23 protein-coding genes are annotated in these 23,616 nt (G+C 67.4%); 8 read left to right on the top strand and 15 right to left on the bottom strand.

The features are described 5' to 3' along the window. Nucleotides 1–139 precede the first annotated feature (139 nt). From ABD116_RS03215 to ABD116_RS41770, 3 genes are all read right to left on the bottom strand, one after another. Nucleotides 140–2,887: a tetratricopeptide repeat protein gene (locus tag ABD116_RS03215; RefSeq protein ID WP_343964602.1), complete on the bottom strand. Its 2,748-nt coding sequence runs from the start codon at nucleotides 2,885–2,887 to the stop codon at nucleotides 140–142. Between the two features lie 2 nt (nucleotides 2,888–2,889). Beyond that, on the bottom strand, nucleotides 2,890–5,298 hold the full coding sequence (locus ABD116_RS03220) for a helix-turn-helix domain-containing protein (protein WP_343964604.1): 2,409 nt from the start codon (nucleotides 5,296–5,298) through the stop codon (nucleotides 2,890–2,892). Between the two features lie 309 nt (nucleotides 5,299–5,607). Further along, complete coding sequence (locus tag ABD116_RS41770) at nucleotides 5,608–5,682, bottom strand: 50S ribosomal protein bL37 (protein WP_369759046.1); 75 nt, start codon at nucleotides 5,680–5,682, stop codon at nucleotides 5,608–5,610. A gap of 330 nt (nucleotides 5,683–6,012) precedes the next feature. Here ABD116_RS41770 and ABD116_RS03225 point away from each other — a divergent pair, with 330 nt between their 5' ends. Both ABD116_RS03225 and ABD116_RS03230 read left to right on the top strand, forming a co-directional pair. Continuing rightward, on the top strand, nucleotides 6,013–7,305 hold the full coding sequence (locus ABD116_RS03225) for an HD-GYP domain-containing protein (protein WP_343964606.1): 1,293 nt from the start codon (nucleotides 6,013–6,015) through the stop codon (nucleotides 7,303–7,305). Further along, nucleotides 7,302–8,585, top strand: a complete 1,284-nt coding sequence (locus tag ABD116_RS03230) for an HD-GYP domain-containing protein (protein ID WP_343964608.1) — start codon at nucleotides 7,302–7,304, stop codon at nucleotides 8,583–8,585. Before ABD116_RS03225 ends, ABD116_RS03230 begins: the two co-directional genes overlap by 4 nt. Here the strand turns inward: ABD116_RS03230 and ABD116_RS03235 are convergent. From ABD116_RS03235 to ABD116_RS03245, 3 genes are all read right to left on the bottom strand, one after another. Further along, nucleotides 8,547–9,128, bottom strand: a complete 582-nt coding sequence (locus ABD116_RS03235) for a DUF5317 domain-containing protein (RefSeq protein ID WP_343964610.1) — start codon at nucleotides 9,126–9,128, stop codon at nucleotides 8,547–8,549. The genes ABD116_RS03230 and ABD116_RS03235 overlap by 39 nt on opposite strands. Before the next feature lie 87 nt (nucleotides 9,129–9,215). Continuing rightward, nucleotides 9,216–10,871 (bottom strand): monocarboxylate uptake permease MctP, encoded by a 1,656-nt coding sequence (gene mctP / locus ABD116_RS03240; RefSeq protein ID WP_343964612.1) that lies wholly within the window; start codon nucleotides 10,869–10,871, stop codon nucleotides 9,216–9,218. Continuing rightward, nucleotides 10,868–11,140: a DUF3311 domain-containing protein gene (locus ABD116_RS03245; protein WP_343964614.1), complete on the bottom strand. Its 273-nt coding sequence runs from the start codon at nucleotides 11,138–11,140 to the stop codon at nucleotides 10,868–10,870. The genes mctP and ABD116_RS03245 overlap by 4 nt, the downstream gene beginning before the upstream one ends. Before the next feature lie 79 nt (nucleotides 11,141–11,219). Here ABD116_RS03245 and ABD116_RS03250 point away from each other — a divergent pair, with 79 nt between their 5' ends. Both ABD116_RS03250 and ABD116_RS03255 read left to right on the top strand, forming a co-directional pair. Continuing rightward, nucleotides 11,220–12,281, top strand: coding sequence for an endonuclease/exonuclease/phosphatase family protein (locus tag ABD116_RS03250; protein WP_343964616.1), 1,062 nt, complete (start codon nucleotides 11,220–11,222; stop codon nucleotides 12,279–12,281). Further along, entirely contained in the window at nucleotides 12,278–12,907 is a 630-nt protein-coding gene (locus ABD116_RS03255) for a histidine phosphatase family protein (RefSeq protein WP_343964618.1), read from the top strand. The genes ABD116_RS03250 and ABD116_RS03255 overlap by 4 nt, the downstream gene beginning before the upstream one ends. Before the next feature lie 10 nt (nucleotides 12,908–12,917). Here ABD116_RS03255 and ABD116_RS03260 read toward each other — a convergent pair whose 3' ends face one another. The 4 genes from ABD116_RS03260 to ABD116_RS03275 form a co-directional block, all read right to left on the bottom strand. After that, entirely contained in the window at nucleotides 12,918–13,556 is a 639-nt protein-coding gene (locus ABD116_RS03260; protein WP_343964620.1) for a hypothetical protein, read from the bottom strand. Nucleotides 13,557–13,625: 69 nt separating this feature from the next. After that, complete coding sequence (locus ABD116_RS03265) at nucleotides 13,626–14,012, bottom strand: DUF7668 domain-containing protein (RefSeq protein ID WP_343964622.1); 387 nt, start codon at nucleotides 14,010–14,012, stop codon at nucleotides 13,626–13,628. Next, entirely contained in the window at nucleotides 14,005–14,502 is a 498-nt protein-coding gene (locus ABD116_RS03270) for a GNAT family N-acetyltransferase (RefSeq protein WP_343964623.1), read from the bottom strand. Before ABD116_RS03270 ends, ABD116_RS03265 begins: the two co-directional genes overlap by 8 nt. Nucleotides 14,503–14,582: 80 nt before the next feature. Continuing rightward, nucleotides 14,583–16,238 carry an FAD-dependent monooxygenase gene (locus ABD116_RS03275; RefSeq protein ID WP_343964624.1) on the bottom strand — a complete coding sequence of 552 codons (1,656 nt, stop codon included), beginning with the start codon at nucleotides 16,236–16,238 and terminating at the stop codon, nucleotides 14,583–14,585. Nucleotides 16,239–16,295: 57 nt separating this feature from the next. Here ABD116_RS03275 and ABD116_RS03280 point away from each other — a divergent pair, with 57 nt between their 5' ends. Continuing rightward, a complete protein-coding gene (locus ABD116_RS03280; RefSeq protein WP_343964626.1) occupies nucleotides 16,296–17,189 on the top strand; it encodes a TetR/AcrR family transcriptional regulator in 894 nt (297 codons plus the stop codon). A 113-nt stretch (nucleotides 17,190–17,302) separates the two neighbouring features. Continuing rightward, nucleotides 17,303–17,608 carry a macro domain-containing protein gene (locus ABD116_RS03285; RefSeq protein ID WP_343964628.1) on the top strand — a complete coding sequence of 102 codons (306 nt, stop codon included), beginning with the start codon at nucleotides 17,303–17,305 and terminating at the stop codon, nucleotides 17,606–17,608. 179 nt (nucleotides 17,609–17,787) lie between these two features. On the opposite strand, the gene ABD116_RS03290 is transcribed toward ABD116_RS03285, so the two are convergent. Continuing rightward, nucleotides 17,788–18,693 (bottom strand): DUF2785 domain-containing protein, encoded by a 906-nt coding sequence (locus tag ABD116_RS03290; protein ID WP_343964630.1) that lies wholly within the window; start codon nucleotides 18,691–18,693, stop codon nucleotides 17,788–17,790. Between the two features lie 163 nt (nucleotides 18,694–18,856). On the opposite strand from ABD116_RS03290, the gene ABD116_RS03295 reads away from it, so the two are divergent. Next, nucleotides 18,857–20,332, top strand: coding sequence for a sensor histidine kinase (locus ABD116_RS03295; RefSeq protein ID WP_343964632.1), 1,476 nt, complete (start codon nucleotides 18,857–18,859; stop codon nucleotides 20,330–20,332). A gap of 130 nt (nucleotides 20,333–20,462) precedes the next feature. On the opposite strand, the gene ABD116_RS03300 is transcribed toward ABD116_RS03295, so the two are convergent. Beyond that, a complete protein-coding gene (locus ABD116_RS03300; protein ID WP_270137079.1) occupies nucleotides 20,463–20,714 on the bottom strand; it encodes a WhiB family transcriptional regulator in 252 nt (83 codons plus the stop codon). A gap of 427 nt (nucleotides 20,715–21,141) precedes the next feature. Here ABD116_RS03300 and ABD116_RS03305 point away from each other — a divergent pair, with 427 nt between their 5' ends. Next, nucleotides 21,142–21,552 (top strand): hypothetical protein, encoded by a 411-nt coding sequence (locus ABD116_RS03305; protein WP_343964636.1) that lies wholly within the window; start codon nucleotides 21,142–21,144, stop codon nucleotides 21,550–21,552. A gap of 3 nt (nucleotides 21,553–21,555) precedes the next feature. On the opposite strand, the gene ABD116_RS03310 is transcribed toward ABD116_RS03305, so the two are convergent. From ABD116_RS03310 to ABD116_RS03320, 3 genes are all read right to left on the bottom strand, one after another. Then, a complete protein-coding gene (locus tag ABD116_RS03310) occupies nucleotides 21,556–22,350 on the bottom strand; it encodes an RNA polymerase sigma factor SigF (RefSeq protein ID WP_343964638.1) in 795 nt (264 codons plus the stop codon). Then, the gene (locus tag ABD116_RS03315; protein WP_343964640.1) at nucleotides 22,347–22,739 is read right to left on the bottom strand and encodes an ATP-binding protein; all 393 of its coding nucleotides are present in this window, start codon (nucleotides 22,737–22,739) and stop codon (nucleotides 22,347–22,349) included. The genes ABD116_RS03310 and ABD116_RS03315 overlap by 4 nt, the downstream gene beginning before the upstream one ends. Nucleotides 22,740–22,845: 106 nt before the next feature. Beyond that, nucleotides 22,846–23,616 (bottom strand): amino acid ABC transporter ATP-binding protein, encoded by a 771-nt coding sequence (locus ABD116_RS03320; protein ID WP_425552051.1) that lies wholly within the window; start codon nucleotides 23,614–23,616, stop codon nucleotides 22,846–22,848.

Here is a 23,616-nt window from a genome sequence, read left to right on the forward strand (position 1 = left end):
TCTCCGAGGCCCGGCCGGACACCCGTCCACCGGGCCTCGCGCTTTGTCCGCTGGCCACGCACCGGCCTTGTGTACCCGGCCACCCACCGCCTTTGCCGCCCGCCTCTGGCATTGCTCAGCCGTCGCGCTGCCTGGCTGCTCAGCTCCCCGGTTGGTGTTCGGTGAGGAATGCCTGGGCGACGGCTTCGTCGTGGGGGAAGTCGTGCAGGGCTGTCGCCGCCTGCCGCCAGGCGGTTTCCGCGGCGACCCTGTCCCCGGTGGCGGCCCGGATGCGGCCGAGCTCGATCAGCAGCAGGCCTTCGCGCTGCTGGTTGCCGATGGCATGCGCCAGCCGCAGCCCCGCCTCCGCCTGCTCCGCCGCCGCGACCGGGTCCCCGAGGGCCAACGAGCTGGTCGCGAGATGCTGGAGACACTCGGCCTGCGCGTTGCCGTCCTCCAGCTGGGCGAAGATGTCGAAGCTCTTACGCTCCATTTCCATCGCCGCCACATGATGACCGGCCTCCATGTACGCCTGCCCCGCGATCTGGAGCCGCTTGGCCAGTGACCGCGGGTTGCCCGACTTCTCCGCCAGTACCAGGCTGAGGTCGAACGACTCGCGGGCCAGTTCGTACTCCCCACGCCGGCTGTGCAACCGGCCGAGCGCGAGGTGGCTGATCCCGACGACGGTCTGGTCACCGATCCGCAGGCTCAGGGCGAGCGCCTCCTCGGCCCACTCCAGCGCCTCGTCCAGCCGGCCCATCAACTCCAGCACGTAGCTCAGCGAAGTACAGCACCGAGCCTGGCCCGGGAGATCCTCGATCGCCTGGAACATCCGCAGGCCGGCGCGTAGATGATCGAGCGACGGCTCGAGATCGCCGCCCTCCGCGTCGGGGATCGCCAGGTCGTGCTCGAGCCAGGCAGCCAGCCGTTCGTACCCGAGGTCGCCGGCGATGTCCCGCGCGATCCGGTCGATCGCGCGCATCTCGATCCACCGCGACCGGACTTCGACGTACCCGAAGAAGGCGATCGCCAGCTCTGGTACGAGCCCGCGTAGCTCCGCCGACGCACTCGCTTGCCGGGCGAGAGCGAGGATGTTGGCGCGCTCGTGGTCGAGGAACGTCATGGCGGTCGGTACGTCGGGCAGCACCGCAACCGGTCGCGCGGGCGGACTCGCCAGCTCCAGCCGACGACTGTCGGGATGGGTGAGTTGCTGGCTGCGCCAGGCGACCGCCGTGTAGTGCTGGAGCACCCGGGTCAGCGCATCGGTACGAGCGCCTTCGGACAGCGTCTGTGTGGCGCGCTCGCGGGCATAGGTGCGGATCAGGTCGTGCATCCGGTACCGGCCGGGCACTCCGGAGGAGAGCAGGTTGAGGTCGACCAGGCGCTCCAGGATCTGCTCGGCATCATTCTCGGAGATGTCGAGCAGATGCGATGCCGTGAGGGCGCTGAGGTCAGAGCCGTCGGGCAGCCCGAGCAGGCCCAGCGCCGCCGCTGCTTTCCGATCGAGGGCTTGGTTGCTGTTGGCAAGGAATTCGGCGGTGCCGGCGATGTTGGCCCGTACGCCGGACTCGCCCGTGCCGAACTCGTCGAGCCGCCGGTGCTCGTCCTTCAGCTGCCGCACCATGTGCTCGATCGGCCAACTCGGCCGGGCGGCGAGCCGGGCGCCGATCAGCCGGACCGCCAAGGGGAGACGTCCGGTCAGTCGGGCGATCGACCGGGCCGCGGCGTCCTCGGCGGTGACCCGCTGGCGGCCGGCGATCGTGGCCAGCAGCTCGACCGAGTCCGCCTCGGAGAGCGGGGCCAGCGCGATGTGGCGGAACCCCGGCAAGGTGGTCAGCGCCCGCCGGCTGGTCGCGATGACGGCGGAGCCTGGTACGCCGGGGAGCAAGGGCAGCACCTGGCTTGCGCTGTTGGCGTTGTCGAGGAGGATGAGCACGCGTTGACCGGCCAGGCGTGAGCGATAGAGACCGGCCAGCTCGTTGATGCCCGAGGGAACGCCCCGGTCGTCATCGAGCCCGAGTGACCGGATCAGCTGGCTCAGCGCGTCGACCGGGCTGAGCGGAGTACCGGGTCCGTAGCCGCGCAGATCCAGGTAGAGCTGACCGTCCGGAAAGCTGTCGCCGACCAAGTGAGCCACATGCACCGCCAACGCGGTCTTCCCCACCCCACCCATCCCAGTCACCGCAGCCAACTGCACCTTCTCCGGCCGCTGCGCCACCTCGAACACCTTCACCAACTCCACGACCTCACTGGCCCGCCCAGCAAAGTCCGACAAGGTAGGCGGCAACTGCCGAGGCAACACCCGCCCCACCTCCGCCGCCACCCCACCTGCCGCCACCGGCACCCCACCCGCCGCCACCGCCGCTCCCAGGGCCGCCGCTGCCGCTACCCCTGCCCGCCCGGCACCCGGCCCCTCGGCCCCCGAAGCCTGGACACCCGAAGCCCGGGCACCCGAAGCGTGGGCGCCCGACGACTGCATGCCCGTGGCACCCGCTACGTCTGAAGCCCTGGCACCCGCTACCCCCGAAGCCCTGGCACCCGCCCGCGTACCCGCTACCCCCGAAGCGCGGGCACCCGCCCGCGTACCCGCAGTCCCCGGAGCCTCGGCGCCGGCATGCGTCCTCCTGGCTCCCGCAGCCCCCGAAGCCGCGGCACCCGTCGCCTGCGCGCCCTTGGCACCCGCCGCTCGCGGTGGCTTGGCGACGTTCATCAGTCGCTCGGCCTGTTCAGCGTTCAGCCCGAGCGCAACCCCCAGCGCCTCGATCGTGTCGACCCGCGGCCGGCGCCGCGTCCCCCGCTCGAGCAAGCTGATCGCCTGCTCACTCAACCCAGCCTTCTCCGCCAGCCCCGCCTGCGTCAGCCCAGCCGCCACCCTGTACTCCCGCAGCAACCCCGCCAACGTATCCATGCTCAGCGGCCACCGACCGCGTTCTCAGTTACGGCCTGTCCCTTGCGGAGGCCGTTGGCTACCGCAGTCATGCCGTCTGCTTCGAAGATGGCGATGGCCTGGAGGCGAGCCTGCCGGGCGGCCGTTGGCCGTGCGGTGGCGTCTTGGATCGCGGCCAGGTTGACCAGCAGCCAGCCTTGGCAGTAGGTGTCATCATGCAGCTTTGCCAGCCGTAGGCCTTCCTGAGCTGTCCGTTCCGCCTGCTGGTAATTTCTTCCGTCTACCTCAGCCCGGCTGAGGAACAGGTATGCCAGGGCCAGGCCGCTCGGGTCGTCGAGATCGTTGTACAGCCGGATCGCCACATTGAGGTGCTCGATGCCCTGGTCACGAGATCCAGCAGCCAGGTAGCTCGTGGCAACAAGCCGATGGCGCCGTGCCAGCGATCGGACGTTGCCGGCCGCCTCCGCCAGGTCGAAGCTGGCCTTGAACGCGGCAGCGGCCTCCACGGTCCGTCCGACTCGGTTGTACAGAACTCCGAGTGCCAGATGGTTGGTACCGAGGACATCGAGGTCACCGGCCTCATGCGCCAGCTTCAGGCCGTGCTCACCCCACTCGATCGCTTCGTCGAGCTGATCGAGTCGCTCGCACACGTGACTCAGTGTTGAGCAACAGCGTGCGATCCCGGGGACATGGTGAGCTGCCTCGAAATGATCCAGCGATCGCAGGAGCCGCTCGCGGGCCAACTCGAGATGGCCTTGCTCTACGTCGGGCACGGCGCGATCGTGCTCCAGCCAGCCCCAGGTCACCAGATCGTCCGAAGGCCTGCCCGAGGCCAGTGCGAGATCGAAGATATCGCGCATCCGCAGGTAGTGAGAGCGGATCTCCAGATAGCCGAACAGCCCAAGCGCCAGGGAGGGCCCGAACCGCGGAGCCAGGCCGGGCAGCACTGAAGCCAGCTTGTAGAGGCCGACGATCGAGTCGTACTCGCGATCGAGCCAGGAAAGTGCGTCGACCTGATTGCCGAAGGCCGGCAGGCCGGTGAGATCGAGCTCTTCCGAGGGTTGCCTGGGGCTTGAGGGGTAGGTGATGTGGTGTGCCTGCCATGCTGCCGCGAGGTAGTACCGCAGACCTCGCTCGATCGCCGACCGGCGCTCGGCGCCGCGCTCGCTGGTAGAGAGGCGTTCGTCCGCGAAGGCGCGGAGCAGATCGTGCATGCGATAACGCTGCGGGCTCACCGAGTCCAACAGGTGCATATCGACCAGGCGCTCCAGACGTCCTTCAGCGGTCCGCAGTTCCACGTCGAGTAGACGGGAGACCAGGTCCGCCGAGATTTCCGGCCCTTCGACGAGGCTCAGCAGGTCGAAGGCGACGGCGGCCTCGCGATCCGCGACCCGGGGACTGATCAGCAACTCGTTCAGGCTGGAGGCGAAGGTAGCGCGAACGCCGGAATGGCCGAGGCCGAGCTCGTCGAGGCGGCGGTGCTCGTCTTGGAGTTGGTCGACGAAGTGCTGGAGCGGCCAGTTCGGTCGTGCAATCATCCGGGCACCGATCAGCCTCAGGGCGAGTGGCAGACCGCCGGTCAGCTCGGACAGCGTTTGGGCGGCGGCCTCCTCAGAGTTCACCCGCAGTTCACCGGCGACCCTCGACAACAGTCGCAGCGACTCGCTCGTACTGAATGTCGACAGCCGGACAATCCGGCTGCCCGGCAGTGTCGACAGGAAATGCCTGCTGGTGATGACGGCCGCCGATCCGTTGCCACCTGGCAGGAGAGGAGTCACCTGATCCACGGAGCTGGCGTCGTCGAGCAGGACGAGCATCCGCCGGCCGGCCATCCGCGATCGATAAAGTCTTGCCATCTCGTCGATCCCGTCCGGGATCGCGTCGTGCCGCACACCGAGAGAGCGGAGTAGCTGCCCCAGCGCCTCGACGCTCGTCAATGCCGAGCCAGGGTCATGGCCGCGTAGCGCGACGTAGAGCTGACCGTCTGGGAAACGATCCTCCATGAGATGCCCAGCCTGTACGGCCAGGACTGTTTTGCCGACGCCCCCCATACCGGTGATGACGAGGAGCACGCTCAGGTTGTCGGCCTGGGCGAGGGCGCCCACCACCTTGTCCAGCTCGCCTTGGCGGGCGGTGAAGTCGGCAACCGCCTGGGGGAGTTCCCATGGGATCGCTGGAGAGGCCAAAGGCTCCTTTTGTGGGACAACACCCGGTGCCCGGACGGAGGCCAGAAGATCCTGCTCCGCGGCAGGTGGGAGTTTCAGGGCTCTACTGACGGCGTGGATGGTCTCGGCGCGTGGCCTGCGGCGGGTTCCTCGCTCCAGCAGGCTGACGGCCTGCTCACTGATTCCGGCGAGCTCGGCCAGGGCGGCCTGGGTCAGCCCGGCTTCCAGTCGATGGCGGCGCAGAAGCTCGCTGAACTCGACTGCCATCCCATCCACCTCCCCGTGGCCCGACTGCGCGAAGCGTCCGTTCGCCAACTCTAGGGAAGATCGCCGACAGTGTGCTGATGGTTATCCACAGTTGGGATCCGGAAGGTCGCAGATTCGGTGTCCATGGATCGGTTCATAACAATCGGTACAGGTTTGGTGACAAAAGCATTCCGGTGAATAGCAGGGAGTATCCGAAGGGGAACACTGTGTACAGGGAACCGGTTTGGTCTTTGGTCTTGTTGTGACATGTGACCAAACTGCAAAGACCCCGGTTTTCACCGGGGTCCTCGCTGTAAGTAGCCGCCTGACTCAGGCGTTGGGGCGCTTGCCGTGGTTCGCGCCCTTCTTCTTACGTGCGCGACGCTTGCGGCCGGTCTTGCCCATTTGAAAGCCTCCTTGTAACAACTGCAAAGAGTCACAGTCTCTCATACCATGTCGGTGTGCTCGCCACAGTGCGGCGGGTCACGGTCTGGCTTACAGTGTTTCGGCGCGCGCCTGATGAGCAAAATCTTGACGAGTCAGCGATGTGCTGTCTGCCCCCTGTGCCGGTCGCCCCGGTGCAAGACCGCGACGCTGATCGGAGGTGAGCTGAACATGCTTGGTGATACTTGGGACTGGTAACGGCATACTGAGAGCCATGCGCTGGCTGGATGGTTCATGAGAGCAGGGATGCTTCGTGTCGCCGTCTCCGCGACGGCCATCCTCTCGGTTGCGTTGATCGCCGTCTCGGTGGGTCGGGTCGACAATGCAGCATTGCTCGTCGAGCTTTGCACCCTCATGCTTGGTGCAGGCTTCGTCAAGTTCGGGTTGTCTCGTCAGCACTACCTTTCACTGGATTCGATCGTTCTCACCGCGGTATACGTGTTGGCCGGTCCGTGGGTCGCGATCATCGCGTCGATCTTTGGATACGCCGCCCAGGCGCGTAACCCGGTGCCATTGATCCGCAGGATCTTCAACGGTGCCCAACGGGTGCCGGCTGCCGCGGCCGGCGGTCTCGCCTACAGTCTGGTAGGCGCTCCGACGGGGGACGCGGCACTACGAGCTGTTCCGCACGTGGTCGTGGCAACGGTGGCCGCGACCGTCGCCCATCAGGTGGTCAACGCCGCACTTGTCTGCATGGTCATCTGGATCGACGGCAAGTCGCGCCCGCTGGACTTCATCACCCAGGTCGTCGCACCGACCTTCGGGCCGATGCTGGGCTATGGATGCCTCGGTCTCCTGCTCGCTGTCACATGGCTGGGAGGGCTCGGACCGCTGGCCAGCCTGCTGGTGCTCGTCCCGCTGGTACTCGCCCGGTGGGCGTTGCGGCAGTACGAGGTCGAGCGGGATGCCCAAGCAGCAACCATGCGTGCCTTCATTCAGATCATCGAGACCAAGGATCTGTACACCCGAGGTCATTCCGAACGGGTCAGTGAAGGGGTCGGCATGCTCGGGCGCAGGCTTGGACTGCCTGAGGACAGGCAGCAGGCCCTCGAGCACGCGGGCCTGCTCCATGACGTCGGAAAGGTCGGGGTGCCGACCAGCATCATCCGCAAGCCCGGCCGGCTGGACGACTCCGAGATGGACGCGATCCGCCTGCATCCTGCGCGAGGCGTCGAGTTGATCGGCAACATTCCCTTCCTGGAAGAAGTGAAGTCGGCGGTTCTGCACCATCACGAGAAGTTCGACGGCACCGGGTATCCGGCGGGGCTGAGCGGGACCAACATCCCTTACTTCGCCCGCATCATCGGCATCGTGGACGCATTCGACTGCCTCACCTCGACGCGGTCCTACCGAGCCGCCCGGACGGTGGACGAAACGCTCGCGATCCTCGATCAGGACCGTTACTCACACTTCGACCCAGATCTGGTCGATGCCTTCGTATCGGTGATCAGGACCCAGGGTTGGCAGGCCGCCGCGGCCGAGCAACCCGCGCCAGACGCCAACTTGTCGACGGGCATCGATCACGACGACCTCAGCCTCGGTAGCGGTGGCGGCGCATCCGGATCCGCGGCAGGGCCGGCATGACGACGAATCCGGGCAGTGAAGGGCTCGATTTACGGAGGTTCGGCAGCGGCGTCGTGATCGTTGTCGCCGGTTGCGGCCTGGGGCTGATCGCTTTGCTGGTCACTGCCCGGCAAGGTGTGACCGAGTGGCCTTTCGCCGCGACGATGGGGGCCTTGGTCGCCATCGGCGAGATGGTGCAGTTCAAGGTCGATCGAAGCAGGAACAGGGCGCCGATCGCGACGAGTGCGGCGTTGGGCTACGCGATGCTGCGTGGATCGGATGTCGCCGTCGCGCCGGACGTCGCACAGGTCGTTGCAGTGGTCTGGGTCGCAACCATGGCGGGGATCCTGCCGAGGGCGATCGCTGGGCTGTGGTGGGATCTGGTGGTGTCCAGCCGGCGGGTGATCTCGGTTGCCTGTGCCGCTGCCGTTTTCGCCGCTCTGGTACCGACCGGATTCGTCTGGAATCAGACGTGGCACCGAGGTGTCCCGTTGGTGTTCGCGATGGTGCTGTCTGTGTTGAGCGCGGGCGTCATGGACGCGCTGGTGGGAGCAGGCCAGGCGACCGAGCGGTACAACAGACCCTTCCCTGCCGCATTGCGGGACGAGCTCGCAGTCATGGGCCGGATCGGGATGGCGATGGGGCTGGGCGGGGTGCTGCTGGCGGCTGGAGCGTCGCTGATCGGGTTGTGGGCGGTGCCGCTAGTCGTGGTGCCGTTGTTGTTGACTCAGTTTGCGTTTCGGCGGTTTGCTTCGGCTCAGCGGACGTACCGGACGACGGTTCGGTCGATGGCTCGGAGTACGGAGATCGCTGGGTTCAGTAGTCCTGGGCAGAATGCCCGGACCGCGAGTCTGGCGGTGGCGATCGGGAACGATCTGGGGTTGACGCCGGCTCGGATGGAGGCGTTGGAGTATGCGGCGCTGCTGTCGGGGGTGGGGCAGCTGGCGCTGGCGGATCCGAGTCCGGGTGGGGCGTCGTTGCTGCGGAGCCGGGAGGAGCGGCAGCAGGCTGCTGAGATCGGGGCCTCGATCATCGAGCGGTCGGGGGTGCTGGATCACGTCGCGGAGATCGTGCGGCACTCCAATGACCCTTATCGGCAGGGGCGGGCCAGCAACCCGGACATTCCGGTGGAGAGTGGGATCGTCAACGTGTCGCTTGCCTACGAGCAGTTGGTGGGGGAGGGCAGCGGCCAGACGCCGGGCAAGGCGATGGAGAACATCGGGCTGGGCATCGGCGCGGAGTACGACCCGGTAGTCGTCGAGTCACTTCGCCGGGTGGTCGGCCGGGGGTTCCGCTTCTAGGTCCGACCAGCTGGGCGGCCGGTCGGTCGGGATGTGTCCGGTGCCGCCCATTCCGGCGTACAGGAGTAGGCCGGCGCCTGCGGCTATGAGGACGTCGCCGGGGCTTACTGCTTGGCCTAGGCCGGGTAGGGCTACTGGTACTACGTCGCCTAGCCAGTGGAGACGGGTGGAGGCGTCTACTAGCTCGTGCCGGGGGTCCTCGGTGAACGTTGTGATGCCGGCGCGGGCGAGGGTTGCCGGGGAGACGGGCATGGCGCCGTTCAGGGCGACTACTAGGGCGTTGCAGGTGAAGCCGGCGGCTAGCAGGGCTACACCGGGACGCCGGAGGTTCAGGCGGAGGAAGACGGCTATGCAGACGGCTGAGCCGACCAGGCCTACTGGGTAGGCGACACCGCCGGTCATAGAGCCCAGGACCTGGCCTGTGGCGGCTGCGGCGAGCCAGTGGAGGCCGGTGAGGGTGTTGTCGGCCAGATCCGTCAGGTGCCCGCCGGTCAGCAGTGCCGCCCCGGCGGCGAGCAGCATGACGAGCAGAACCAGCAACATCCTGGTGATTCTGCCCGTCATGGCCCGTCAAATCAGCGCACTCGACTCCTTAGCGTGTCGAGGCAACCACTTTCTGTGTTCCGCGTACTACGCCTTGGCAGCCGCCGCGCCACCCTCGTCGAGCAGATCCGGCAGGTCCTTCACCCCGGGATCGCCCGCGTCGGCCAGGTAGTCGGTCGGGTGGGTGGAGTCCACGCCCTCGCCCACCTTGAGCGCCCGCAGGATCAGGGTCAGGACGACGGTCACGACCAGGTTGATCGAGACGGCCGTGAGCCCGATGTAGACCTGCTTCTCGGTGAACGGGAAGTTCGCCAGCGAGCCGCCGAAGTGCTTCTTCGTCGCCGGGTTGACCACGTTGTACGCCGAGATGGTGCCGAACACCATCGCCACCGCCCAGCCGGTCAGCAGCGCCCAGCGGTGGAACCACCGGGTGAACAGGCCGACCACGATCGCCGGGAAGGTCTGCAGGATCCAGATCCCGCCGAGCAGCTGCAGGTTGAGCGAGATGGTCTTGTCCATCCCGAGCACGAAGATCAGCGCGCCGAACTTCACCAGCAGCGAGGCGAGCTTGGAGACCTTGGCCTCCTGCGCCGGGGTCGCGTCCTTCTTCAGGAAGTCGCGGTAGATGTTGCGGGTGAACAGGTTCGCGGCCGCGATCGACATGATCGCCGCCGGCACCAGCGCGCCCACCGCGATCGCCGCGAAGGCGATACCGGCGAACCAGGCCGGGAATTCCTGGTCGAACAGCCGCGGAATCGCCAGTTGCGGGTTCGCCAGGCCGTCCAGGCCCTTGATGTTGACCTTTGCGGTGATCGCCATGAATCCGAGCAGGGCGAGCAATCCGAGCAGGAGTGAATAGGCCGGCAGGATCGCCGCGTTCCGGCGGACGACATTTCTGTTCTTGGTGGACAGTACCGCGGTCACGGAATGTGGATACATGAACAGCGCCATCGCCGAGCCGAGGGCCAGCGTCCAATACGCCGAGTACCCGGCTTCACCAGGAATGAAGGCGCCGGTCGGTTTTCCGGTGGCCGGGTTCGGGGTCGCCATCTTCGCCTTGGCGGCGTCGAAAATGGTGTCCCAGCCGCCGAGCACGTGCGGCAGGTAGATGATCGCGACGGCGATCACCAGGTAGATCAGGCCGTCCTTGACGAACGCGATCATCGCCGGGGCGCGCAGGCCGGACGAGTAGGTGTACGCCGCCAGGACCGCGAACGCGATCAGCAGCGGCAGGTCCTTGGCCAGCGTGTTGCTGCCGCCCAGGCCCATCGTCTCGAAGACCGCCTGCATGCCGACCAGCTGCAGCGCGATGTACGGCATCGTCGCGAGGATGCCCGTGACGGCCACCGCCAGCGACAGGCCGCGGCTTCCGTACCGGCCGCCGACGAAGTCTGCCGGGGTCACGTACCCGTTCCGGTGCGCGACCGACCAGAGCCGGGACATGAAGATGAAGATGATCGGGTAAACCACGATGGTGTAGGGCACGGCGAAGAAGCCGCTGATCGCGCCGGTCGCGTACATCGCGGCCGGTACGGCGACGAACGTGTACGCCGTGTAGAGGTCGCCACCGAGCAGGAACCAGGTGATGAAGGTGCCGAAGCCACGGCCACCCAGACCCCACTCGTCCAGGCTGTCCATCTCGCCCGACCGGCGCCAGCGCGCGGCCATGAAGCCCATCACGGTGACGGCGGCGAAGATGACGATGACGATGATCAGCTGGACCCAGTCGACCTTGGTGTTCATCGCTCGCCCTCCTTCCGGCTCGAGCCGGCGTCGAGGCCTGCCTCGGCCCGTCGCTTACGCTCCTCGCGCATCACCAACTGGTAGGAGATGCTCACCGTGATCGCGGAGACGAACACCCAGAGCAGCTGGTACCAGTAGAAGAACGGAAATCCCCACAATCGGGGTTCGTCCTTGGCGTAAGTGGAGACAAGTAGCGGTACGACCACCGAGGCCGCCAGCAGTACGCCGGCGATCCAGTACGCGGGTCTGACCGCGGCAAGCTTGGACACAGCAACCTCCTCGAGACACAGGCGCGCGGTGAAGGCTACCGCTCGCTAACGGATAGCGACTAGACCTTCAGGGTGGGGTATGGATACTGATGCGGCGTGGAACCTGCGGCGGGTCGTGCTGTCGGTGCTCTTTCTGCTGGTTGTTGCCGTGCCGCTGTATCCGGAGCTGTACGGGCTCGACGAGGTCACGCCGTTCGCGCAACTGGTGGCCTTCCGGCCTCAGCTCCTGGTTCTGGTGCTTGTACTTGGGTTGGCGATGTTGCTGCGGTGGAACTGGCGGATCGCGGCCGGGCTGGTGATTCTGCTTGCGCTCGTCGGTGGGGTGCTGGTGGCGCCGCGGAAGTTCTCGGACCCGACGCCGCCTCCGGCTGGTACGCGGGCGCTGACGGTGATGGTCGCCAATGTGCTGGGCGGGGGAGCGGATCCGGGTGAGGTGGCCAAGCTGATCAATGCCCACCGGCCGGACATCGTTTCGTTGCCGGAGGCACAGGTCGACGTACGGCAGTCGATCGAGGCGCATCTTTCGGGCTTGCGGTACTACGGGTATACGCAGCAGGCGAACGCCGCGGTGGAGAGCGCTACGAGCGTGCTGGTGTCCGCGGATCTGGGCAGCGTGCATTTCGACTCGGAGAAGCTTGATACGGGGAGCGTCAGCTCACAGCAGCCTGGTACCAAGCCGGGGGCCGGGGATCCGGGGGCCGTGACGATCGGGCCGGTGCAGCAGACGACCACGCAGTTCGGGCACATCATCGTCACGGGCGGGAATCTCGGGAAGCTTCGGCTGATCGCTTATCACGGGTATCCGCCGCTACCGAAGGACGTGACGATCTGGAAGCAGGACCTTCAGGTCGTGAAGGACTGGTGTGCGTCTGGTTCTCCGACTGTGGTCGCGGGCGACTTCAACGCAACGGTCGACCATGCGGACTTCCGCTCCGCCCTCGGCCGGCGTTGCAAGAGCGTCGGCCCCAGCGTCGGCGAAGGCTTCCAGGGCACCTGGCCGGCCGACCGCCCGGTGCTCTTCCGCACCCAGATCGACCACGTAGTCGTCTCCGACGGCATCCTGCCGGGCAAATTCCAGACGTACGAGATAGAAGGCTCCGACCACCGCGCAGTCATCACCACGATCGCCGTGCCGAAATGAGACGGATCTACCTCGTCACGCATGCCGAGGCTCAGCATCATGTGGATGGGCTGGTCGGGGGTTGGTACGACTCGGAGTTGACTGAGCGGGGGCGGGTGCAGGCCGAGCGGATTGGTGAGGTGCTGGCCGGCCGGATCGGGGCCGAGGCGGTGGAGGTTTACTCGTCGGATTTGCGGCGGGCCCGGCAGACAGCGGAGCGGATTGCCGGCAGGTTCTCGGTCGGCGTACAGGTTGATGCTCGGCTTCGGGAGCGGTCCAACGGGGAGGCGGACGGGCGGCCGCAGGCTTGGCTCGACGAGCGGCGGGTGCCGCTGCCGGAGTACGGGGATCGGCTTGGTCATCACGACGGGCCGGCGGGGGCGGAGACTCGGCTGGAGTTGGTCGAGCGGCTGTACCCGGCTCTCGACGACATCATCCGTCGACCGGTCGCCAACCAGATCGTCGTGTCGCACGGCTCCGCGTCGAGCTATCTGATCGCGGCCTGGATCGGTATGCCGATGATGTCGACCGACCGCGGCTTCTTCCCGCTGAAATCGGGCAGCATCACCACTCTGCTCCGCAACGACACCCACTTCAGCCACCAGGTCGTCACCCTCAACGAAACCCAGCACCTCCACGACCTTTGAGAACCAGGTCTCACTCGCCTGTCTCATTGACCGCCCGGCACCAGATGTCGGTGGTGTCCTCGTCACCCCATTCGGCGGGGTTCGGAATGATCTCGAGACCGGTGGCGGGGATGTCGACGCCGAAGCTCGTCTCGACCCAGTGGCGGTAGGGGAGATTCGCGACCTCGCCTCCGGGTTCGGGCACCGGCGGCTCAGACCAGTCGTCGTTCCAGCAGACCTCTTTGTAGCCGATGGCGAGCAGGCGGAGGAAATCCACGGCGTCCTCTCCCAGCACGCACATCAGCAGCGATCCGCTTCCAGAGGCCAGATGGACGATGAGATCCCGCCCGTCGGGCGCGCGCCACAAAGCAGCCATGGAACCGTCACCACCGGTTCTGCAGAACGGCCACAGCACCGGTACGCCGTCGCGCACCGGCGCGAGCCAGCCGGCCAAGCGGTCGCCCACCTCGTCAGTGGTGTTGCCGCGAAGAAGGAGGTATGAGCCGGGTCCGTTGAACGGGTCGTCAGACAGCGAACCCCAGAGTTCGCCGTCCTCGTCCGTGTGGACGAAGCCGTTGATATCCACCCACTCGAACAACATCCGCAACGGATCCGGTACGCCGATGCCCGGCGGAACTCTGGCCATCGTCACTTCCGCAAACCGCCCCATCCCGCGACGGTACGGGCCGCGCCCACGACCTGTCGACCGCGGCATCCTCCGACGAAGAGGACCGAGCGGCTACGCGACGTAGACGAGGTGGGGGCGGAACCGGAACGCGGTTTCGTCGTCTTCGAAGACCGCGATGTCCAGCACCAGGTCGGTGCGGCCGTCTTCAGCGGACCAGAGGTCGATCAGGCAGTCCCAGCGGTTGCCTTGCCAGCTGGCGATCGAGGTGCGCCAAGTCGCGTCCGGGAGCGGGATCAAGGTGGGTGATCCGTACGCCTCGATCAGTTCGCGACACAGCGCCGACCGATCTTCGGCGAGGGGATCGACGTTCTCGAGGTTCTGGCCGATGCGGGCGTCTCCGCGGAGGAGGGAGTCGACGATCGCGCTGAGGGTAGCTCGCCAGGCGTGCGGTACGGCGGTCTGGACGGTGACCTTCAGGGGCGGTATTTCCTCAGTCATCGGAGTTGGCGAGGTTGATCCAGTACCGGCGTACGGATCGGTCGCCTCGGTGCTGGGTGTCTGTTGGTACTCCGCCGTGGTGTTCGATGGTTTTGGTGGACGGGAGGTTGTCGGCCAGGCAGACGAGCATTACGCGGGGGATGCCCAGAGTGCTTGCGTGGTTGAGGATTTCGCCCAGTGCCCAGGTGGCGAGGCCGCGGCCGCGGGCGGAGGGGCGGATGCCGTAGCCGATGTGACCGTTCTGTTCGTGGAGGTGGTGGCGGAGGGCGATACCGCCTTGCACCCGGTTGTCTTCGAGGATCCATCGGAGGGTTGCGTTCGGCTGGCCTGTCAGCCGGGCGACCCAGGTTGCGAATCCTTCCGCCGATTCGACGTCGTCGGTCTCGGCGATGCCGAAGCCGTCCTCGTGAAGGCCTGGTCCCCACTCCGCGTGCGCCTCCAACCACTCGGCATGCAGGCGAACAGTGGGTGCAATCAATAGCCGCGACACCCGCCAAACCTACCGTCCGCAGGTGGCGCGACAGCCCGCCAAGCCGCCCGCGCGGCCGGGGTATCGGTGCCGGTTTGAGGTCAGGTGGTCGGCACCGGGATCGGCCTGGCCAGCAGTTGGTCCAGCGCATCGGTGATGAAGCGCGCGGGGTCCGGTACCGCGGCACTGACACGCATCGCGACGATCGCGTCCGGTCGTACGAGCATGGCCCCCTCATCGGACAGCCAAGGCACAGACACCCGGTACGCCGGTAAGCCCAACTCGGCCGCAGCAGCAAGCCACCGGTCGCCCCCAGCGCCCGCGTTACCACCCCCGCCATCCGGGCGACCGTTCCTGGCGTCTGCGTGGTTGTCGGTAGCACCTACTAGCAGGGTCCAGTGGGATGCGACCAGGTCGAGGGTTGATAGGCCGTCGACCCAGGCGTGGGGGACTCGGGAGCCGGGGGTGCCGTCCAGTGCTGCGGCTAGGTCGGTTGTGGACGGTAGTACCGGCTGGGGGTTGATGATGGCGGGTGAGGCGTAGCGCTGGCCTAGGTGGACGACCGGGGCTGCCCAGACCCCAGCTGCCGCTCTGGCTGCGTCGGCTTCGGGGCCGCGGCCCCAGTGCAGCGCAGGATCGCCTACACGTCGCATTGCTTGGTCCAGGGTGGCTGCGGCGATCGGCTCGCGCTCCTGGGCGTAGGTGTCGAGCAGGGCGACGCCTGCTTCGCCGTGGTGGACCGCTGCAAGCTTCCAGGCGAGGTTGTGGGCGTCGGCGACGCCGGTGTTGAGGCCGAAGGCGCCCAGCGGGGAGACGGTGTGAGCGGCGTCGCCGACGAGGAAGACTCGGCCGACGGCGAAGCGGTCGGCCAGCGAGCTTCGGGGGCGCCACGGAAGTACGCTGCGGATCTCCACGGCGAGGTCAGGATCGCCTACGGCTGCGCGGACGATTGCGACACAGCGTTCGGGTGTGAAGTCCTCGGGACGTTCGCCGGCGTCGACATCGCAGGCGACATGGAAGACCCAGGTCGACTCGCCGTCGACGGTGACCAGCAGGCCAGGCGCGTCCGGCGTGGTGATCGTGCAGGTACCGAACGACATCCCTTGCAGATAAGGCCGCAGGTCAGCGCGGAACAGGATGTTGATCATCGACTTGCCCAGGTCACCCGCTCCGGACGTACCGACGCCGAGCGCAGTCCGTACCGCGCTATGCCCACCGTCCGCGGCCACGACCCACGAGCACCGGAGCGAGTAGCGACCGTCCGGCCCGTCGAGTTCGACGTCGACCCCATCGGCGTCCTGCGTGATGCCGACCAGATTGGTCGACCAACGCAGGTCCGCGCCACGGCGTACCAGGTCGGCCGCCACCACGGCGTCGAGCCGGTCCTGTGCGCAGACACCGCGCAGCTTGAACGGCGTCACGTCCAGCGCCCCCGCGGGCGGGGTGGGCATGGGGACGGTGACCACGTCGCCCGCGCCCATCTCGATGACGGTCCGCGCCACCGCCTTGACCACCGCCCCGGCGCCCTGGAGGTCGACAGCGACGGCGTCGGCGGCTGTGTCGAGCCCGAGTTCGCGGAGGATCTCGACCGTACGGGACCCGATGCCGGTGGCGCGCGGGTGGATCGACGGCCCATCACGGCGTTCGACGAGCACGGCCGGTACGCCGTGATGGGCGAGCAGCGCGGCGGCGATCAGCCCGACGCTGCCGCCGCCTGCGACTAGTACCGGGGCTTCTGGATACGCTGTATTCGTCATGGCTACAGCGTAGCCATAAGCTAGGATGGCGTGTCAACGAGGAAAGGAACCCGCTCGATGACCGACCCTGCGCCTTCGTCGGTGTGGACCAGGCAGCGCCCGCAACCGGCCCGCCGCGCGCCCGGCGTCGACCAGTACGTCGCGGCCGCCCTCGCCGTCGCCGACACCGAAGGCCTGGACGCCGTCTCGATGCGCCGCGTCGCCGGCGACCTCGGCTCCGGCACAGCCACCCTCTACCGCTACATCACCAACCGCGACGAACTACTCGACCTGATGATCGACGCCGTCCAAGGCGAAGATCCCCTCCCCGACGACACCGACAGCACCCGGGATGCCGGCAGCACCGGAGATACGGACGGCATTGGAGATGCCGGCAGCACCGGGGATGCGGACGGTGGCGGGGATGCCGGCAGCACCGGGGATGCGGACGGTGGCGGGGATGCCGGCAGCACCCGGGATACGGACGGTGGCGGGGATGCGGACGGCACCGGGGATGCCGGCAGTGCGGGGGATTGGCGGGCTGGCTTGGCTGCGGTCGCTCATGCCCTGCGGGCGACTCTGCTGCGGCACCCGTGGCTGGCGGGCGAGCTCACGGGGAGGCCCTCCCTCGGCCCCAACTCCTTGCGCAGGTCCGAAGCCGCCCTGCGCGCCGCCGTCGCGCTCACCCCCGACATCACCCTGGCGTCGCAAGCCCTCAGCACCGTTCGCGCGTACGTCCTGGGCTCGGTCGCCGGCCAGCAAGCTGCCCTGCTCGCCGAGCAACGCAGCGGCCTCACCAAGGAGCAATGGCAACACAGCCAAGGCCCCTACATCACCCAGATCCTCGCCGCCGGCGAACACCCCATGCTCGCCCGCCGCATCCACGAAGCCGAAGAACCCGACCCCGACAACGACTTCACCTTCGGCCTCAACTGCATCCTCGACGGCCTCGCAACCCACTTCAACCGCTAGGCATTCTCAAACTCACGGCGCGATGACCGCCGTCGTCCACGGGTCCCCGACCGAGCGCGGCATGATGGCTCCGTGGTGTCGCGGATTCTCCTTGTCGATCTTGTTCCGAGCTGGTGGACGCCTGGCGCGAGGTCTTCGCGGGGGAGATCGCCGAGGGTGCGATCGAAGTGCGGCATGGCTCGCTGCTCGATGTACTGACCGAGGTCGACGCCGTACTGACGGCAGGCAACAGCTATGGGCAGATGGATGGCGGGGTCGACCGGGCAATCGCCGAGTACTGGCCTGGCGTGCAGCGGTCGGTGTGGACGGCGCTGGCCGACGAACACCACGGCTACCTGCCCGTTGGTTCCGCTGCCGTCGTCCCGACTGGTGGCGATCCGTGCCGCTGGCTGGTCACGCACCCACCATGCGCGTGCTAGCCCCTAGCCGCAACCTTGTGCTCGACCTGAGCATTCAAACGCTCGCGAAGCACTCAGGTGAAGCACAAAGTCGCCCCGATTGAGGATCGCCGTCGGCCGCTCGGTTGACCACGGCGCGCCGCGGCGTGCCGTGCCGGCCACGGCTGACAGCGCCAGCTCGCGTTCGCCGGCGTGGGGAGTCAGGTGTTGTTGGCGGCTGGGCGGTAGATGTAGGGCTGGGAGCCTCGGACAGCCTCCGTCAGCATCAGGAGCATGTCGGCTCGGGCTTCGATGGGGCGGCCGAAGAGTTCGTCGTCGCCGGGGATGGGGAAGCCTTTGACGCCGATGGCGAGCTGGCTGAGCAGCACATGCAGCACGCTGCGTGCGTTGAAGACGTTGGGGGTCGGCCACTCGGGCAGCGTCTCGTGCATCAGCGGCTGCTGGGCCGCAGTAGCCGCAACCGGCTTGAGCCACCGTTCCAGTTCGTCGCTGGTCAGCATGTTCCGGTGCAGGATCGTCATCACCGCATGGGCGACCCGGTCATGCTCCTCATGCACCCACCGGTACTGCGTTTCCTTCACGATCCGGTCAGCCAGTACGTCGAGCAGCGCCCGCAGCACCCCCGCGTCGCAGTGCCGTGAGCGGGCCAGTGCGCCGATGGCGTCAGCCCCATGCGCCACGGCATGCGCCCACCCGCAGTCGGCGACATACCCACGCAGGTCGCGCTCGCGCAGCAGCCAGGTGGCCAGCCGGTCACCCCACCGCATCACCACCTCGTCGTGGACGAGGAACTCGGCGTTGTCGCGATGGATCACCTCCGCCAGTGTCAGCGCGGTGAACGAGCGGCGGAAGACCGTGTCGGTGCCGTCCTCCCCGAGCCCGTAGGCGAGTCCGGCGCAGAGACCGTCACCGAAACCAGGCAGCAGGTCGTCGTAGACCCCGCGCTCGAGCCAGGTGGCCAGGGTCGGGTAGGCCAGCGCATCCCGCACCTGCGGGTTGGTACTGGCCAGGCCCCGGACGAGCTCCTCGGTGAGGTCGGTCAGCGCACGGTCGCGGGGTACCGCGTAGTCCGCGGCCATCACGTCCTGCCAGTACGTCGACTCCACCAATGCATCCTTTCACTTGGACCTGCTCAATCAACACCCATCCACCCGCTCCTGTCGAGCCTGCCCACGCCCGACATCGGCAACCACCCCGTACCCAGCCACCCCAGACCCAGCCCCACCTGCCCGAAGTACCGCCGGCAACCCATGCCCTAGGCTCAGCCCCGTGCCGTCTTTGAGCGATGTGGCGCGGAACCACACGACGCTGGACCAGGCGGACCTGGACCGGCTGCAGTTGCTGGTGTCCGACTGGCAGATGCTGGCCGACCTGTCCTTCGCGGACCTGGTGCTCTGGCTGCCCGACACCGAGGGGCTCGGCTTCTGGGCGGGCGCGCAGATGCGGCCGACCACCGGCCCGACGGCGTACCTGGACGACATCGTCGGCAGTTTCGTACCGCGCGACCGCCGCCCGCTGCTCGACCAGGCCTACGACACCGGCCGGATCTGCCGCGAGGGCGACCCCGAATGGCGCGACGACGTGCCCGTCCGGGTCGAGACGATCCCGGTACGCCGCGGCGCCCGCGTGATCGCCGTGATCGCCCGCAACACCAACCTGCTCGGCGTCCGGACGCCCAGCCGGCTCGAGATCGCCTACCTCCAGAGCGCCACCGATCTCGCCCGGATGATCACCGACGGCATCTTCCCGTACGGCGGTGAGCGGCTGCTGTCCACCACCCCACGCGTCGGGGACGGCTGCATCCGGGTCGATCGTCACGGCATGGTGACGTTCGCGAGCCCGAACGCGTTGTCCGCGTACCGCCGGATGGGACTGGTCACCGACCTGGTCGGCAGCCGGCTGAAGGACATCACCGGCGAACTCATCCACAGCGGCCAGAAGGTGGACGACGTGCCGGCCTCGGTGCTCACCGGCCGGGCCGCCAAGGAGATCGAGATCGAGAACTCCGACGCGACCCTGTTCCTGCGGGCGATCCCGTTGCGGGCCGAGGGCGAGCACGTGGGCGCGCTGATCCTGCTCCGCGACGTCACGGAGCTGCGGAGCCGGGAGCGGGAGCTGGTCACCAAGGAGGCGACCATCCGGGAGATTCATCATCGCGTCAAGAACAACTTGCAGACCGTCGCCGCGTTACTGCGAATGCAGGGAAGGCGCATCACCGTGCCAGAAGCCCAGTCTGCGCTGGCCGAAGCCGTCCGCAGAGTGGGATCGATCGCGATCGTGCACGAGACGCTGTCGGAGTCGTTCGACGAGCACGTCGACTTCGACGACGTCGCCGACCGGGTCGCCGCGATGGTCGCGGACGTGTCGACGATCTCGGCCGAGGTGACGATCAGCCGGACCGGCACGTTCGGCGTACTGGACTCCGAGGTGGCGACCCCGCTGGCGATGGTGCTGACCGAACTCATGCAGAACTCGGTCGAGCACGCCTTCAGCAGCAGGTCGACCGAGCACCCGACCGGCACCATCGAGCTGGCCGCCCAGCGAAGTGTCGGGCGGCTGCGGGTGGTGGTGACCGATGACGGCAAGGGGCTTCCGGCGAACTTCGACTCCGAGACGTCCGGCAACCTGGGGTTGTCGATCGTCCGCACGCTGGTGATCGGCGAACTCGACGGACTGCTCGAATTCCACCCACGCACCGACGGCCCTGGCACAACGGTCGTCCTTGACTTTCCAGTCAAGGAGTAGTGCCCGTAATTTCTGAACAGCCGTGGGTCCTTGTCCACAGTTCTTCGGAAACAACGCGAGCTTTTTACCGCAGTTACAAGGGAAATCGAAAGGCCCCGCGGATCCCGCGGGGCCTGCGTCGAAACTCGTGTCAGGCGGTGCGGATGCGAGCGCGGGCGTTGCGGCGCTTCAGAGCGCGTCGCTCGTCCTCACTCAGACCGCCCCAGACACCGTGGTCCTGGCCGGCTTCCAGCGCCCAGGCGAGGCACTGTTCACGCACGTCGCAGCGACGGCACACCTGCTTGGCCTCCTCGATCTGCATGATCGCGGGCCCGGTGTTGCCAATGGGGAAAAATAGTTCCGGGTCCTCATCGAGGCAAATGGCCCGGTGGCGCCAATCCATGGCGGATCCCATCTCTCTCAGTAGTTTGGTGACGCTGACGGCCTGGTCTGTGCCCAGTCAGCGCGCCTGTACTCGCACGGGGGTGGTGCGGAGCGTTGTGAACGTTTTCACGAACGACTCCATGTTCCCAATCTAGTGTGATCGAAACAAGGGTTCTGGAGTTGTCGATCCGATCACAACACTCTCTTAACACTACGAACCGGTGCACAGCGGTTCACCGCGTCCGGAAACCGGACGAGGGAGCCTCGGTGCGATCACCCGTTCACTGCAAGTAACCGATCCAACAGCCCTGGGGTTACGCAAAACTTCAATCCCTGTGGGGCTGAGGTTCTCCGACCCTTGAGCTCCCGGGGGAGGAGGGTCGTCGTCCCGGTTGCTCTCCGGCCGGGCGCACTACCGCTCCGCGCCCAGCACTACGCTGGAGCCCGTGCCGACCGAAACGACGCCGTCCACAGCTCCGCGCCCGCTCAAGCTAGCTGCGGCTGTGGTCGCAGCGGAAGGGCTGGTGCTCGCCGTTCTGGGAATTGTCGAAGCAATTACGATCGACAAGGACCGGCTGGTGCTCGGTCTGACCACCGCCGGCTTCCTGCTCCTGTACGGCGCCGGCCTGCTCTTCGTCGCCCGCGGGCTCTACCGGACCTCGCCCTGGAGCCGCGGGCCGGCCGTCTTCGCCCAGCTGATCCAGCTGTTCATGGCGTACAGCTTCTGGGGCGGCTCGACCAAGTTCGTCTCGGTGATCCTGGCCGTCGCCGCGATCGCCGTGCTGGTCGCCGTCTTCCAGAAGCCGTCGATGGAGGCCCTCAACCGGGAGCCGGGCGAGGACCACCCGGTCCTGTAGCAGTCACTCCTTGAGCAGGCCTGCCCGCAGTTCGGTGAGCGTGCGGGCGAGCAGCCGGGAGACGTGCATCTGCGAGATGCCGATCTCGTCGGCGATCTGCGACTGGGTCATGCCCCGGAAGAACCGCAGCGTCAGGATCCGCTTCTCGCGGGTGTCCAGCTGGGCCAGCAGCGGCTTGAGCGACTCGCGGTACTCGACGCTCTCCAGCGCCTCGTCCTCGCCCCCCAGGCCGTCCAGGACCGTCGTGGCGTCCGCCTCGTTCTGGTCCGGGGCGTCCAGGGACAGCGTGTTGTAGGCGTTCGCCGACTCCAGGCCCTCGATGATCAGGTCGGCCGGCAGCCCCAGCCGCTCGGACAGCTCCCCGACCGTCGGCGCCCGGCCCTGCTCCTGCGTCAGCTCGGCGGTGGCCGCGGTCAGCGACAGTCGAAGCTCCTGGAGCCGGCGCGGCACCCGGATGGCCCAGCCCTTGTCCCGGAAGTACCGCTTGATCTCCCCGAGGATCGTCGGCGTCGCGTAGGTGGAGAACTCCACCCCGCGATCGGAGTCGAACCGGTCGATCGCCTTGATCAGGCCGATCGTGGCCACCTGGACCAGATCGTCGTACGGTTCGCCGCGGTTGCGGAAGCGCCGGGCGAGGTGCTCCACCAGCGGCATGTGCAAGGAGACCAGGCTGTCGCGGGCGAGCGTGTGGGCCGGATCTCCTGGGGTCGAACCACCCATCGCGGCGAAATAGGTGGCGGTCTTGGTGCGTAGGTCGGGTTCCTGGGGCTCGCTCTCCAGGGGTCGTTCGTCTGTCACGCCTTCTCCGACGTGGTCGCGGACGACGACACCGTGATCGTCAGCCGCCCGTCGACGGTCTCGGCAGCGGCAGACTCCACCAGCGCGGTCAGTACGGTCCACCCGAACGAGGTGGTGTCCGGCTTCCAGCCGTTCGGCACGGTGGCCGTCGTACTGATCGTCAGCTGCGGCGGGGCGATCTCGAAGACCAGGTCCAGGACGCCGTCGGAGGCCTGCGGGAGCAGCAGCGCGCACGCCTCGTCCACCGCGATCCGCAGATCGTCGATCGCGTCCACGGTGAAGTCGTTGCGGGCCGCCAGGTTGCCGACGACCGACCGCGGCACCGCGATGTAGGCGCTGTCCGCGGGAATGCTGAGGCGGACCTCGGCGGATCGTCCGTTGCTGCTCACAGTGCTTTGCCTCCCAGGCAGGGCTGACGCGATGGGCGCCTGGCCCATCGCGTTACATCTTCCACTCTTCAGCCCAGCTATGCACGCCGAGCAGCCGTACTGCGGCCTACGGGTGCTCGTGCTCCGAACGCAGCCGGCTCAGGAAGGTCTTGGTGCGCTGGTGTTGCGGGTTGCCGATCACGTCGGCCGGGGCGCCGGCCTCGACCACCACGCCGCCGTCCATGAAGACGACCGTGTCGGCCACCTCGCGGGCGAAGGACATCTCGTGGGTGACGACGATCATCGTCATCCCCTCGGACGCCAGCTCACGCATCACCGACAGCACCTCGCCGACCAGTTCGGGGTCGAGCGCAGACGTCGGCTCGTCGAACAGCATCAGCTTGGGCTGCATCGCCAGTGCCCGCGCGATCGCCACCCGCTGCTGCTGGCCACCTGACAACTGCGCCGGGTACGCCGCACAGCGGTCGGCCAGCCCGACGCGTTCGAGCAGCTCGAGCGCACGCTGGCGGGCTGCCTTCTTCGACTCGCCCTTGACCTGGACCGGCGCCTCGGCGACGTTCTCGATCGCCGTCATGTGCGGGAACAGGTTGAACCGCTGGAAGACCATCCCGATCTCGCGCCGCTGGGCCGCGATCTGCTTGTCGGGCAGCCGGTACAGCTTGCCGTCCCGGTCGGCGTACCCCATCAGGTCGCCGTCGACCCAGATCCGGCCGCCGTCGATCGTCTCGAGCTGGTTGATGCAGCGCAGGAAGGTGGTCTTGCCCGATCCCGACGGGCCGAGCAGGCAGACCACCCGGCCCTCGTCGACGTCGAGGTCGATGCCCTTCAGCACCTGGTTGTGGTGGAACGACTTGGTCACGTTGACCGCGTGGACCAA

It is taken from the genome of Kribbella koreensis (assembly GCF_039525325.1).
In the GTDB taxonomy this organism is placed as follows: Bacteria; Actinomycetota; Actinomycetes; order Propionibacteriales; family Kribbellaceae; genus Kribbella; species Kribbella koreensis.